This is a genomic window from Actinotalea alkalitolerans, from assembly GCF_023369855.1.
Lineage (GTDB): Bacteria > Actinomycetota > Actinomycetes > Actinomycetales > Cellulomonadaceae > Actinotalea.
Genome location: NZ_JAMBPP010000011.1, coordinates 16,627 through 29,458, shown reverse-complemented (window position 1 = coordinate 29,458; position 12,832 = coordinate 16,627). Strand labels below are relative to the sequence as shown.

The 12,832-nt window shown below is 71.6% G+C and carries 12 protein-coding genes; 5 read left to right on the top strand and 7 right to left on the bottom strand.

Annotated features, from left to right (window positions below):
* Window positions 1-3: 3 nt before the first annotated feature.
* Together M1R94_RS14325 and M1R94_RS14320 are read right to left on the bottom strand one after the other, a co-directional pair.
* Entirely contained in the window at window positions 4-402 is a 399-nt protein-coding gene (locus M1R94_RS14325; protein ID WP_249382396.1) for a universal stress protein, read from the bottom strand.
* A 59-nt stretch (window positions 403-461) separates the two neighbouring features.
* On the bottom strand, window positions 462-1,646 hold the full coding sequence (locus M1R94_RS14320) for a DUF4192 domain-containing protein (RefSeq protein WP_249382395.1): 1,185 nt from the start codon (window positions 1,644-1,646) through the stop codon (window positions 462-464).
* A gap of 113 nt (window positions 1,647-1,759) precedes the next feature.
* Here M1R94_RS14320 and M1R94_RS14315 point away from each other — a divergent pair, with 113 nt between their 5' ends.
* Together M1R94_RS14315 and M1R94_RS14310 are read left to right on the top strand one after the other, a co-directional pair.
* Window positions 1,760-2,332, top strand: coding sequence for a hypothetical protein (locus tag M1R94_RS14315; RefSeq protein WP_249382394.1), 573 nt, complete (start codon window positions 1,760-1,762; stop codon window positions 2,330-2,332).
* Between the two features lie 19 nt (window positions 2,333-2,351).
* On the top strand, window positions 2,352-3,482 hold the full coding sequence (locus tag M1R94_RS14310) for a polyprenyl synthetase family protein (RefSeq protein ID WP_249382393.1): 1,131 nt from the start codon (window positions 2,352-2,354) through the stop codon (window positions 3,480-3,482).
* 39 nt (window positions 3,483-3,521) lie between these two features.
* On the opposite strand, the gene M1R94_RS14305 is transcribed toward M1R94_RS14310, so the two are convergent.
* Complete coding sequence (locus M1R94_RS14305; RefSeq protein ID WP_249382392.1) at window positions 3,522-3,917, bottom strand: Rv2175c family DNA-binding protein; 396 nt, start codon at window positions 3,915-3,917, stop codon at window positions 3,522-3,524.
* Between the two features lie 201 nt (window positions 3,918-4,118).
* On the opposite strand from M1R94_RS14305, the gene M1R94_RS14300 reads away from it, so the two are divergent.
* Both M1R94_RS14300 and pknB read left to right on the top strand, forming a co-directional pair.
* Complete coding sequence (locus M1R94_RS14300) at window positions 4,119-5,501, top strand: lytic transglycosylase (protein WP_249382391.1); 1,383 nt, start codon at window positions 4,119-4,121, stop codon at window positions 5,499-5,501.
* Window positions 5,502-5,537: 36 nt separating this feature from the next.
* Entirely contained in the window at window positions 5,538-7,559 is a 2,022-nt protein-coding gene (gene pknB / locus M1R94_RS14295; RefSeq protein ID WP_249382390.1) for a Stk1 family PASTA domain-containing Ser/Thr kinase, read from the top strand.
* Between the two features lie 11 nt (window positions 7,560-7,570).
* Here pknB and M1R94_RS14290 read toward each other — a convergent pair whose 3' ends face one another.
* Genes M1R94_RS14290 through M1R94_RS14280 form a run of 3 tightly spaced genes read right to left on the bottom strand, consistent with a single transcriptional unit; the run spans window position 7,571 to window position 10,993 of the window.
* Complete coding sequence (locus M1R94_RS14290) at window positions 7,571-8,923, bottom strand: class II 3-deoxy-7-phosphoheptulonate synthase (protein ID WP_249382389.1); 1,353 nt, start codon at window positions 8,921-8,923, stop codon at window positions 7,571-7,573.
* On the bottom strand, window positions 8,920-10,140 hold the full coding sequence (locus tag M1R94_RS14285; RefSeq protein ID WP_249382388.1) for a pyrophosphate--fructose-6-phosphate 1-phosphotransferase: 1,221 nt from the start codon (window positions 10,138-10,140) through the stop codon (window positions 8,920-8,922). Before M1R94_RS14285 ends, M1R94_RS14290 begins: the two co-directional genes overlap by 4 nt.
* 52 nt (window positions 10,141-10,192) lie before the next feature.
* A complete protein-coding gene (locus M1R94_RS14280) occupies window positions 10,193-10,993 on the bottom strand; it encodes a lysophospholipid acyltransferase family protein (RefSeq protein ID WP_249382387.1) in 801 nt (266 codons plus the stop codon).
* 68 nt (window positions 10,994-11,061) lie between these two features.
* On the opposite strand from M1R94_RS14280, the gene M1R94_RS14275 reads away from it, so the two are divergent.
* Window positions 11,062-11,688: a hypothetical protein gene (locus M1R94_RS14275; RefSeq protein WP_249382386.1), complete on the top strand. Its 627-nt coding sequence runs from the start codon at window positions 11,062-11,064 to the stop codon at window positions 11,686-11,688.
* Window positions 11,689-11,727: 39 nt separating this feature from the next.
* On the opposite strand, the gene M1R94_RS14270 is transcribed toward M1R94_RS14275, so the two are convergent.
* On the bottom strand, window positions 11,728-12,669 hold the full coding sequence (locus M1R94_RS14270) for an ROK family glucokinase (RefSeq protein ID WP_249382385.1): 942 nt from the start codon (window positions 12,667-12,669) through the stop codon (window positions 11,728-11,730).
* Window positions 12,670-12,832 lie beyond the last annotated feature (163 nt).

The window sequence follows — 12,832 nt, the reverse complement described above, 5'->3', positions numbered from 1 at the left end:
AGGTCAGGTGGGCTGCGGCTTGACAGCGAGCACCGCGCAGGGCGCGTCGAGAAGGATCCGCTGAGCGTTCGAACCCAGGATCAGCTTGCCCACGGGGCTGCGTCTGCGCAGCCCGATGACGATGAGCTGCGCACCGGTGTCGGTGGCGGTGCTGATGAGGTCGTCCGCCACGTCACGACCCCGGCTGGTCTGGCGGATCTCGTACGGGAGGTCGTCCTTGTCGAGCTGCTCACGCAGCTCGTCCTCCTGGGTGCCGAGATCCACCTGGTCCGAGCCGAAACGGTGACCCCGCTCGCTCAGGACGACGACCAGCCTCGCGCTGCGGGTTGCCGCCTCCTGACGACCGGCGGCCAGTGCCGCGCGCCCCTCGGGTGTGGCGACGTATCCGACCACGACAGTCATCTGTCCTCCTCTGGGCGCACGACCCGACATCGGCTCCGGTGTCAGTCGACGCTACCGGATCACAGGCCCCCCGGCCCTCCCGCGGGCTCCTCGCGCCCCGGACGCAGCCAGCCTGGGGGCATCCCCGCGCTGAGCGCCTCGTCGAGCAGGAGTGCGAGCCGGTAGCCGGGCGAAGCCGCGAGCGCACGTTCGACGAGGACTCCCGCACGCGCGCCGTCCCCCTCCCACCACGCGAGGACACCCAGCAGGGTGAGGGCCGGACCGTGCCCACGCCGCACCCCGTGCGCCACGACCTGCTCGAGGACCAGCCGGGCCGCGCGGTTCACGTCCTCCTCGGGGGGTGTGCCGTCGCTCGGGTCGGTCAGTGCCCGCAACGCCTCACCGACCTCTTCGCCCGCGTCACCGACCAAGATGCGCTCGCCCACCCTGGCCGGCCCGGGCAGCACGCTGAGCAAGACCGCGTCGCGCACCAGCACGTCCTCGAGCGCGGCCTGCAGGCGCCCGAGCGCCGTGGTCCCTGGGACCGTCCAGGTCTCCGACCCTCGTCGTGCGGCGTCGAGCTCGTGCCGCCAGAGCTGCAGCCCTTCCAAGCGCCAGCGGTACAGCTCGCTGCTCTCGACCGCGGCCCTGGCGCGGGCGGCCCATCGTGAGCCGGAACGCCGGGCCGAGCGCCTCGCCGCAGCGGGGGCCATCTCGATCCGCCCCACGTCAGCCCGGGACGGCGCGACGGTCGCACCCCGCAGGACCATCTCAGCCCCGACGGCTGTGGACTGGAGCTCGTGCAGCGGACGTCCGCCCGGCGGGCAGCACGCGCGGTCGAGGCACTCGAGGTTGTAGAAGCCGCGGGGTCCCACGACCCAGCACTCCATCTCGCCCAGGAAGTACTCCCCGGCCTCCCGCAGGGCGTACGCCGCCAGCACCCCGTGGGGCGGGTCGACGGCCGTACCGCGCGGAGCGACCTCGTCCTGGTCGCGGGACTGGAGGTCGTCGTCGGTGTAGACGACCACCACCGCGCTGCGCGCGCCGTCCGAGACCAGGTGCGTCACCAACGAGCGAGCCACCTGCGGCCCGTCCGTCGCATCGGTCAGGTCCGCCAGGTCGACCCGTGCGACCAGTCCCACACGACGCCGTGGGCTGCGGAGGCTGACGACCACGGCGCTGTCGCGTGGCGCGAATCCGAGCTGGAAGGGGATCAGGGCGAGCAGCTCGCGGGGCTCGCCGACTCTCAGGGTGGTGGTCTCCATGATCTGATGTCATCGCGGAGCCGCTCCCCGCGGTCGGCGGGGGCCGTCATGCTGTGGATTTCACCCGGGGTGTGAGGTCTGTGGACACCGGGTCGACGGGTTACGGTTGAGGCATGGCCAGGGCCCGGCAGATCCCGGCCGGGTGCCCCCGCAGCCCGGAGCGGACGAGGGCTGTCGTGACGGGTCTGAGCGTCCTCCTCCTCGCCCTCACCGGATGCGCCGCGACCCCCGAGGAACCGGTCGACCAGTCACCGCAGACCACCGCGACCGCGCGTGAGCAGGAACCGGCTGAGCAGGCACCTGACGAGACCCTCGTCGCCCCGACCCCCGACCAGCACTCCGAGGTGGGCAGCCTGGTCGAGGGGTTCCCGGTCGATCTGCTCCCGCTGCCCCAGGACGCGGTGATCCTGGTGACGTCTGCCGTCCCGGTCGGTGACGCCGACGTCCAGGAGGTGAGCCTGAACCTGCGGACTGCGATGAGCAGCGACGAGATCCTCACCACGTACCGTGACGCGCTCACCGCGGCGGGCTTCGCCGAGCTGCCGGAGACGAGTCCTCAGAGCGACCTCGCCGTCGAGTCCACCTTCACCCGATCGGGTGGGGACGAGCTCGTGTCGATCGGCGTGCTCGACACCGACAGCGGCCGGACCGTGAGCATCGGTGGGCGCATCCGGTCGCAGGGCTGAGTCCGTCTAGGGTGAGGGCGTGATCAGCCCCGACAACGCCGTGGTCCCCCTGGTCGAGGTCGAGCAGGTGCGCGCGCAGGTCGACGCACTCCTCACCGAGCACGTCGACGGGCTCGCGGCCGAGCTGTCCTCGCTGAGTCCCGATGCGGACCACCTGACCCGCGCGATGCGCAGCATGCTGTCCGGGGGCAAGCGTCTGAGGGCCGCGTTCTGCTACTGGTCCTGGCGTGCCCACAGCCCGTCCCCCTCCGCGGAGGGTTCTGTGACGGGCCTGCAGGAGGTCCTGCGGGTCGGCGCCGCGCTCGAGCTGTTCCAGGCGGCAGCACTGTTCCACGACGATGTCATGGACAACTCCGACACCCGGCGCGGGCACCCCACCGCGCACCGCCGCTTCGAGCGTCTGCACTCCGAGAAGGGGTGGACGGGTGAGGCCCCGCACTTCGGGGTGTCCGCGGCGATCCTGCTGGGAGACCTTGCCCTGATCGCCTCCGAGCGGGAGTTCTCCCGCGCCCTCCGGGACCTGCCTGCCACGACCCGGGCCTCCGCTGCGCTGGTCTTCGACCGGATGCGTACCGAGGTGACCGCGGGCCAGTTCCTCGACGTCCTGGGCCAGGTGCTCCCCTGGGGCACCGACCCGGTCGCCGACGAGTCGCGCGCCAGGACCGTCATCCGCTCCAAGTCCGCCCGCTACAGCATCGAGCACCCGGTCAGCCTCGGGGCTGCTCTGGCCGGCGCCGACACCGAACGTCTCGCGGTCTGCCGAGCGGTGGGCCTGCCCCTCGGCGAGGCCTTCCAGCTCCGCGACGACCTGCTCGGGGTGTTCGGCGACCCTCGCACGACGGGCAAGCCGGCCGGCGACGACCTGCGTGAGGGCAAGCGCACGGTGCTGGTCGCACGGGTGATGCAGCACGCCGACGAGGCCGATCGCCTGCTCGTCCAGGAGTCGCTGGGACGCCTGGACCTGTCCGAGGAGGACGTCTCCAGGTTGCGGCAGGCGATCCAGCGCAGCGGCGCCGTCGCGGGTGTCGAGCGGCTCATCAGCGAGCTGTCGGAGCCCGCACTGGAGATGCTGCGCACAGCAGACCTCGCCGAACCCGGGCGAGGCATGCTCGTCTCGCTGGGACGCGCGGCGGTCGAGCGCACCTCCTGACCTGGGTGCGGCCGCTCGGACGGCGGAAGTGCCGGGCGATCAGAGCGCCAGAGCCTGCGCCCTTCGCCGGATCTCGGTCTTGTGCCCCGCCTGCAGGGCCTCGACCGGGGTGCCAGGTCGGGTCTCACCCGTGCCGAGCGAGAGCAGCGAGTCGTCGGGGGTGAACAACCAGGTGATGGCCTCCTCCGGGGCGAACCCCGCGTCCATCAGCAGCTGGATGGTGCCCTGCAACGAGGGGATCACCTGGTGGTTGCCGTCGGTGCCGGGCATCAGGAACGCACGCGGCACGCTGAGGATCCGCCGCTCACCCACCCGGACGGCCAGCAGCCGGCTCTCCTGAAGGAGGCGTCGGACGCGACCGACGTCCGTGCCGAGCAGGTCGGCGACGTCGGGGAGCGGGAGCCACTCGGGGACCAGGGCATCGAGTTCAGTCACCAGGCAAGCGTAGGACCCTGACGGCGATGGGCCCACCGATCCGCTGCGCTGCGTCGGAGAACTCACCCGCTACGGCCCCCCAGAGGGGTTCCACTAGCCACCGGCGGTCCGATAGGTTTCACTTCTGTCACACCAGTCACACTGTTACCACCCGCCACACTCGAGCACTTGCCTGCACGGACGAGCACCCTGGGACGGACCATGACCGACGCTGCCCTGCGCACCACGCCCTCCGTGGCCGAGCGCACACCCGCACGCCCGTACGTCCGCCGCGCAGCCGGGGGTACCGGGGTCGGGCTCGCCCTCGCGGTCGCGTCGGTGACCGGCAGCGCCACACCGGCTGCGGCGCAGGACTACACGGTTCAGCCGGGCGACACGGTGAGCCACATCGCGCAGCGGACCTCCACCACCGTCCAGAAGATCGTCGCCGCCAACGGGCTGGACCAGCGCGCGAGCATCCGCGCCGGGCAGAAGCTGTCCATCCCGACGGCCACCGCGACGGCGCCCGCGACCGCACCGACAGCCGCCCCCGCGAGCCACACCGTCGCCGCGGGTGACACCGTCTCGGCGCTGGCCCTGAGGTACGGCACCACGACCGGGGCCATCATCCAGGCCAACGGCCTGAACGCCTCGGCGATGATCCGCGTCGGTCAGGCACTGTCCATCCCGACGGCGGGGGCAGCCAGCGCCGCGTCCCCCGCGGCGACCGCCCCGGCCGGCCCGCGCACCCACGCAGTCACCGCCGGCCAGACCGTCTCGGGCCTCGCCGCCACCTACGGCACCACCACCAGCGCGATCATCCAGGCCAACGGCCTGAACGACGCCGCTCTCATCCGGATCGGCCAGAGCCTGACCATCCCCGGCGCCTCGGCCGCGCCGAGCGCAGCACCCACCGCCGGCGCACCGGTGGCACCCGCCGCCGCGGCACGCACGCACACGGTCACCGCCGGCCAGACCGTCTCGGGCCTCGCCATCACCTACGGCACCACCACCAGCGCGATCATCCAGGCCAACGGCCTGAACGCCTCGGCCATGATCCGCATCGGCCAGAACCTCACGATCCCCGGCACCTCGGTGGCGACACCCGCTCCGACGACCCTGGTGGGCAACACGTTCGCCGGACGCACCTACCCCGAGGCGACCGTGTCCTCGGCGAACCAGAACAAGGCGACGCTGCTCGACATGGGTGTGCCCAGCAAGGCGCAGATGCAGGCCCTGGTGGTCTCGACCGCTCGCGACATGGGGGTCGACCCCGCCCTGGCCCAGGCGATCGCCTTCCAGGAGTCGGGCTTCAACCACACCTCGGTCTCCCCCGCCAACGCCATCGGCACCATGCAGGTGATCCCGTCCTCGGGGCAGTGGGCCTCGGACCTGGTCGGACGTCAGCTCAACCTGCTCGACCCGACGGACAACGTCACCGCCGGGGTCGCGATCCTGCGTCGGCTCGTCGACACCAGCCCTGACCTGCCCACCGCCATCGCGAGCTACTACCAGGGGCAGGCGGGGGTCAAGAAGCACGGCATGTACCCCGACACCCGCCGCTACGTGGCGAGCGTCCAGACCCTCATGTCGCGTTTCGCCTGACGGGTTCGACGGTCGGACGACCGTAGACTGCGACCCGTGGCAGCCACTCTGACCGACCCCCTGATCGGCCACCTGGTCGACGGGCGGTACGAGGTGCTCTCACGCATCGCCCGGGGAGGGATGGCCACGGTCTACCTGGCCGTGGACCGTCGGCTCGACCGTGAGGTGGCCCTCAAGGTCATGCACGCGCACCTCGCCGAGGGAGGTGCCGGATCGGAGTTCATCGCCCGCTTCCGGCGCGAGGCACGCGCGGCGGCGAGGCTCACCCACCCTGGTCTGGTCGGAGTGTTCGACCAGGGGGTCGACGGGGAGACGAGCTACCTCACGATGGAGTTCATCGACGGGGTCAACCTGCGCCGACACCTGGGTGAGCGCGGTTCGCTGACCCTCGGAGAGGCGTTCTCGACCGCCGAGTCGATCCTCGACGCCCTGGCGGCCGCCCACCGCGTGGGTCTGGTGCACCGGGACGTCAAGCCCGAGAACGTCCTGCTCGCGACCGACGGCCGGGTCAAGGTCGCCGACTTCGGGCTGGCACGCGCGGTCACCGAGGTCACCTCGACGACCACCGGCACCGTGCTCGGAACCGTCGCGTACCTGTCGCCCGAGCTCGTGGCGCACGGGACCAGCGACGCGCGCACCGACGTGTACGCGGTCGGCATCCTGCTCTACGAGATGATCACCGGGAGGCAGCCCTTCACCGGGGCGACCCCGATCCAGGTCGCCTACCAGCACGTGAACTCCGACATCCCCGACGCGTCCGCGGCGGTCGAGTGGCTGCCCGTCGAGGTCGACGAGCTCGTGGGTGCCCTCGCAGCGCGCGACCCCTCCGACCGGCCGGCCGACGCGGGGTCAGCCCTGGAGGTCGTCCGCCGCACGCGCGCCACCCTGGACGCCGCGACCCTGGCACGCCGGGCCGACGTCGCACCCACGCTGAGCGTCGCGACCGACACGAACGGCTCGGCCGAGCCCCAGGTCGAGGACGGCACCGGGACGTCCGACGGACCCGACGACCCGGACGCGACCGCGGCGCTGGGTGTGCGCCACCCGCGCACCGACCCTGACGACGATCGCCCCGGACGCACCGTCGCCCTCAAGATCGGCTCCGGCATGGGTGACTCCGACCAGGAGCAGCCGACCCCCATCCCACGGCCCCGCACCCGACGGCGCCTGTGGGTGCTCATCGCACTGCTCCTGGCCACCGTGGTCGGCCTCGGTCTGGGCGCCCGCTGGTACGTCACCGCCGGACCGGGCGCGTACACGCAGGTCCCGGTCGGACTCGTCGGTGCCGAGCTGGCCACCGCGCAGGACGCCCTGACGGCGGCCGAGCTCGACGGGGACGTCCGGGAGGTCTTCGACCCCGTGATCGCCCAGGGGCTGGTCGTCGAGGTCTCGCCGGGTGAGGGTGAACGCATCGCCCGGGACGGGACCGTCGAGCTCGCGGTCTCCCAGGGCCCCGACATGCGCAGGATCCCCACGGACCTGCTGGGCAAGCCGGTGGCTGACGTCACCACGGCCCTGGAGGAGGCCGGGTTCCTCGTGCCCGAACCCGAGCTGGTCTACAGCGACGACGTCGCGGCCGACGCCGTGATCGCCGTGTCCCAGCAGGCCGGGACCGAGCTCCCGGTGAACAGCGAGGTCCGGCTGACCGTCTCCCGAGGTCCCGCGCCGGTCCGGATCATCACGGTGGTCGGCGTCGACCGGGACACGGCCGTCGCCCAGCTGCAGGCCGACGGGCTGGTCGTCGACGTCCAGGAGCAGCACAGCACCGAGGTCGCGACCGGCCTGGTGGTGTCGCAGTCGCCCGAACCCGGTACCGATGGCCTCCGCGGCGACACCGTGACCATCGTCGTCTCGTCGGGCCCCCCGCCCGTCGAGGTGCCGAACGTGCGAGGGATGGGCGAGGGGCAAGCGGTCGAGGTTCTCGAGGGCGCTGGCCTTGCGGTCGACGTCCGATACGGCCTCTTCGGTCAGTTGTTCGGCTCTCGCGTCGTCTCGCAGGAACCCAGCAGCGGCGAAACCGTCCCGCTGGGCAGCACCGTCGCGATCACGGTGAGCTAGCGGCCGGAGGATCAGCTCCCCCGGATCATCTCCGCCACCTGGAAGGCCATCTCCAGCGACTGCTGGTGGTTGAGCCGCGGGTCGACGAGCGTCTCGTAACGCCGCGCGAGGCCGGCGTCGTCGATCTCCTCGCTCCCGCCGAGCACCTCGGTGACGTCGTCCCCGGTCAGCTCGACGTGGATGCCGCCGGGCACCGACCCGATCGCCCGGTGCACCTCGAAGAAGCCACGGACCTCGTCGAGCACGTCGCCGAGCCTGCGGGTCTTGTACCCGCTGGCCGAGGAGATCGTGTTCCCGTGCATGGGGTCGCACACCCAGGTCACGGGTCGGCCCGAGGCGGCGACCTTATCCACCAGACCAGGGAGCGCGTCACGGATGCGACCGGCACCCATCCGGGTGATGAAGGTCAGGCGGCCCGGTACGTCGGACGGGTTGAGGCGATCCATGAGCGCCAGCGCGTCGTCGGCGGTCGTGGACGGACCGAGCTTGACCCCGATGGGGTTGCGCACCCGCGACAGGAAGTCGACGTGCGCACCGTCGAGCTGGCGGGTCCGCTCACCGATCCACAGGAAGTGTGCCGAGCAGTCGTACGGGTTGCCCGTGCGGGAGTCGATCCGGGTCAGCGCGCGCTCGTAGTCCAGGAGCAGCGCCTCGTGGCTCGAGAAGAACTCCACGGTGCGCAGGGCGTCGAAGTCGGCACCGCACGCGGCCATGAAGCGGATCGCGCGGTCGATCTGGCCGGCCGTCTCCTCGTACCGGGAGTAGGCCTTGTTCGCCAGGAAGCCACGGTTCCACTCGTGCACCCGCCGCAGGTCCGCGAAGCCACCGGTGGTGAAGGCCCGGATGAGGTTGAGGGTCCCCGTGGAGCGGTGGTACGCATCCAGCAGACGCCGGGGGTCCGGGATCCGGGCCTCCGGGGTGAAGGGGTGTCCGTTGACCGCGTCCCCGCGGTAGGCAGGGAGCGTGACGCCGTCCCGCGTCTCGTCGTCCGAGCTGCGGGGCTTGGCGTACTGCCCGGCCATGCGGCCCATCTTGATCACGGGCAGGCTCGCACCGTAGGTGAGCACGACGGCCATCTGCAGGATCGTCTTGATCTTGTTGCGGATGTTGTCGGCAGTCGCGTCGACGAACGTCTCGGCGCAGTCGCCGCCCTGGAGCAGGAAGGCCTCACCCCTGCCGGCCGCGGCCAACCGGGCCGTCAGCACGTCGGCCTCGCCCGCGAAGACCAGGGGTGGCAAGGTGGAGAGCTCGCTGCGGACCTGCTCGACGGCAACCGGATCGGGCCACAGCGGCTGCTGCCGGGCCGGCAGCGAACGCCAGGCGTCGAGCCCGTCCACGACGCCCGGCCCGGGCGCGACGCTCATGAGGTGCTCACCGGGACGGCGTGCTGCCCGATACCGTCGAGCAGCGAGGTGAACCACGGCTGGGACACGTCGAAGGCCTTGCCACCGGCGATCCTCGGGAACGCGATGGCCTTGAGACGGTCGCCGTCCTCCTCGTCGTGTCCGATCACGCCGGCCTCGCCACGCAGGGCGCACTCGACCGCGAGGTCCGTCATGGACTTGATCAGGCGGAGGTCCTCGGCGTTCGCCGCGGCGGCGCGCGAGTAGTAGCCGCTCTTCTGGACCATGGTCTTCTCGGCGCCGAGAAGCTCGGCGAACTGCTTCGCGAACCACTGACCCGGGTTGATCGTGTCGAGCTTGACGTGCCCGAACGGGTCGCGCTCCACGGTCTCGCCCGCGCTCTCGAGCTGCGCGACGATCTCGTGCATGCCGGCACCCTCGGACAGGAAGATGTTGACGTTGCCGATCTCGTCCATGACCCTCCGCAGGCGGTCGGCCTCGGCCTGGATGTCCAGGGCGAGCTCGGGCACGAACACGGCGTGGATGTCCCAGCGCTCACGGGACAGGCCGATGCTCGGCACCCACTCCTGGGTGTCGAGCCACCGCCGGTACTCGGCCGCGGCCGCAGCCGTCAGCCAGCCGCAGTGCCGACCCATGACCTCGTGGACGATGAGCATGCGGTTGCCCGACCGGTGCTCACCGATGACGTTGCGGGCGAAGCCTGCGGCCTCCTCGGCCGCGGTCCAGGCACCGAGCGACTGCTTGATCGGCACGACGTCGTTGTCGATCGTCTTGGGCAGTCCCACGACGGTGAGCTCGTAGCCGTTCTCGTGCAGGAAGGCGGCCAGGTCGGCCGCCGTGGTGTTGGTGTCGTCCCCGCCGATCGTGTGCAGGACGTCCACGCCGTCGGCCTTGAGCTGCTCGGCCGCCACGTGCAGCGGGTTCTGGCCCTCCTGGACCAGGCCACGCCGTGCGCAGTCGGCCGCGTTGGTGAGCTTGACCCGCGAGTTGCCGATCGGGCTGCCGCCGAAGCGGTGCAGGATGCCGGCCTTGGCCCGGGTCTCGCCGTCGACGACGATCTTGTTGCCGGTCAGCAGGCCGTGGTAGCCGTGCTGGTAGGCGATGATCTCGATCTCCGGGGCGATCTCCGTGTACCGCTCGATCAGTCCACCGACCGCAGACGACAGGCACGGGGCGAAACCACCGGCGGTCAGCAGGGCGACACGACGAACGGACATGGGAGTGCACCTTCCGTAGACACAGGATGTTGGCCCGCGCCTGCGGGCGCGCTCATCCTACTGGCGTCTCGCCCTCGTCCTCGGCAGGGACCGGCACCTGGACCGAGGGCACCGGCCGGCCACCCGGAGCCGTCGGTCCCACGTCGACCGGGGCGACCTCGTCCGGTGTGTGACCTGCGGCGATGCGGGCCTTGGCGGTCGCCGCGTAGATGTCCACATACTCCTGACCGGACAGGCTCATCAGCGCGTACATGATCTCGTCGGTGACCGACCGCAGGATGAACCGGTCGTTCTCCATGCCCTTGTAGCGGCTGAAGTCCAACGGGGCGCCCACCACGATCCCGATGCGCATGGGCTTGGGCATCACCGTGCCGATCGGCTGTGCGACGTCGGTACCGATCATGGCGACGGGGATGACCGGGGCCCCCGACTCGAGGGCCAGTCGCGCGACACCCGTCTTGCCACGGTAGAGACGCCCGTCGGGGCTGCGCGTCCCCTCGGGGTAGATGCCGAAGAGGTCACCTGCCTCCAGGACGGCCAGCCCGGTACGCAACGCACCCTCGCTCGCCTTGCCGCCCCCGCGGTCGACCGGGATGGTGCCCACCCCGCGCATGAAGCCCGAGGTGAGCCGCCCCTTGATCCCGGTGCCGGTGAAGTACTCGGCCTTGCCGATGAACCTGATCTTGCGCGACAGGATGAGCGGCAGCACGAACGAGTCGATCACCGCGAGGTGGTTGCTCGCCAGGATCGCAGCACCCTCGGTCGGGATGTTCTCCATCCCCCGGACCCACGGACGGAACATCCCGCGCAGCAGCGGGCCCGCCAGGACCCGCTTCATCAGCCAGTAGAACAACCCGTCACCTCCGCTGCGGCGCCCACGCGATCCGCGCGCAGCGTCCCTTCGACTCTAGAGTGCTCATCATGTCGCCACGTCCGCACGGCGCAGATGCGCCCGATCACGACGACGGACCCGACGGTCGGTCCGAGGACTCCTCGGACCAGGTCGAACCCGCCGCAGAGCCGGACCGCTCCCCCACCGAGGACGAGATCGTCTCACCTGATCGTCCCGAGGATGACACCTTCGACGCGCGATGGGCCGCGATCGTCGAACGGCTGGGCGATCTGGACACGGGCGATGATCCAGGGTCCGTGCCCGAGGGTCCCGCCGACGAGCCGCAGCCGACCGGTCGCGAGAGGCCGAGCGACCGGCGGTCCCCAGCCGACCAGACCGAGACCACCCCCGAGGTGGCCGCCCGTCCCACGGCGCCTCGCGGGTGGTCCCCCGACGAGGACGTCGAGGAGGCCGAGACCCACTTCACCCCTCCCGAGCCGGGCCCCGTCCTGGGGGGCGAGCCGCTGCTCACCCTGGCCTGGTCGGTCGTGGTGGCGGTGCCGCTGCTCCTGCTGCTCGTCGTGGTCTTCTGGCAGGACGCACCCGACCTCCTCCTGCAGCTCGCAGGAGGAGCCTTCCTGCTGGCCTGCGGGCTCCTCGTGTGGCGCATGCCGCACCGCCGCGACGACGACGAGGGGCCGGGCGCCGTCGTCTAGCCGGACCGGCTGCGGCCAGTCTGACCGGCTGCGCGAGGATCAGAGGCGGGCGAGGTCGGCGGCACCGACGATGCCGGCGTCGTTACCCATCGAGGCCAGCGCGAAGTCGGCCACGGGACGGTGACCCTGCCCGGACAGCTGCGCACCGAAGGCGGTGCGGGCCGGCTCCAGCAGCAGCGGCCCCGCCGCGCCCACCCCCCCACCGATCACGATGAGCGCGGGGTCGAGGAGCGCGGCGACCGAGGCGCAGCCCTCACCGATCCACCGGCCGAGCTCGGCCAGCAGGGCGATCGCGAGCGGGTCCCCCTCCTGGGCGGCCTGCGTCACGTGGGGACCGCCGATCCCCGCGACCGAACCGCCACCCAGCTCGAGCAGCCGGGCCGCGCCGGCCGGGTCGTCCTGCGCCGCGAGCCGGGCGTCGCGGACCAGGGCCGATCCCGAGGTGTACTGCTCCCAGCAGCCGCGAAGCCCGCAACCGCACAGGTGGCCCCCGGGCACGACCCGCAGGTGCCCGACCTCGGCCGCCACACCCCAGGCACCCCGGACCAGGCGACCGCCGACCACCAGCGCGCCTCCCAGCCCGGTCCCGACGGTCAGCAGGAGCATGTCGTGCACGTCCCGTCCGGCACCGAACCGGAACTCGGCCCAGCCGGCTGCGTTCGCGTCGTTCTCCACCACGATCCGCACGCCGGGGAACTCGGTGGCCACCCGGTCACGCAGTCGGTGGTCGCGCCACGGCAGGTTCGGGGTGAACAGGACCGTCGCCTGGTCCGAGCTCACGAAACCCGGTGCGGCCAGGCCGATCGCACCCACCTGGTACTCCGACGCGAGCTCCCGGCACACCGCCACGACTGCGCGATCCACCGATCCCGAGTCCACCGCGACCGTGTGGGTACGCGTCTTGGCGAGGATCACACCGTTCTCGTCGACCACCCCCGCAGCGATCTTCGTCCCGCCGATGTCGACACCGATCGTGTGCATGTCCGTCCTTGCTGACCGAGGCTGGTGGTGCCCGGGCCTCGGTGAGGTCCCGGGTGGGAGCCGTGGTTCCGGGCCACGGACGTCCCCGTGCAGGCTACAGATCTCCGGGCGTGCACGACCGGGACGGTCGGAGTAGGTAGGGTCGGGGGAAACATCCGTCTGC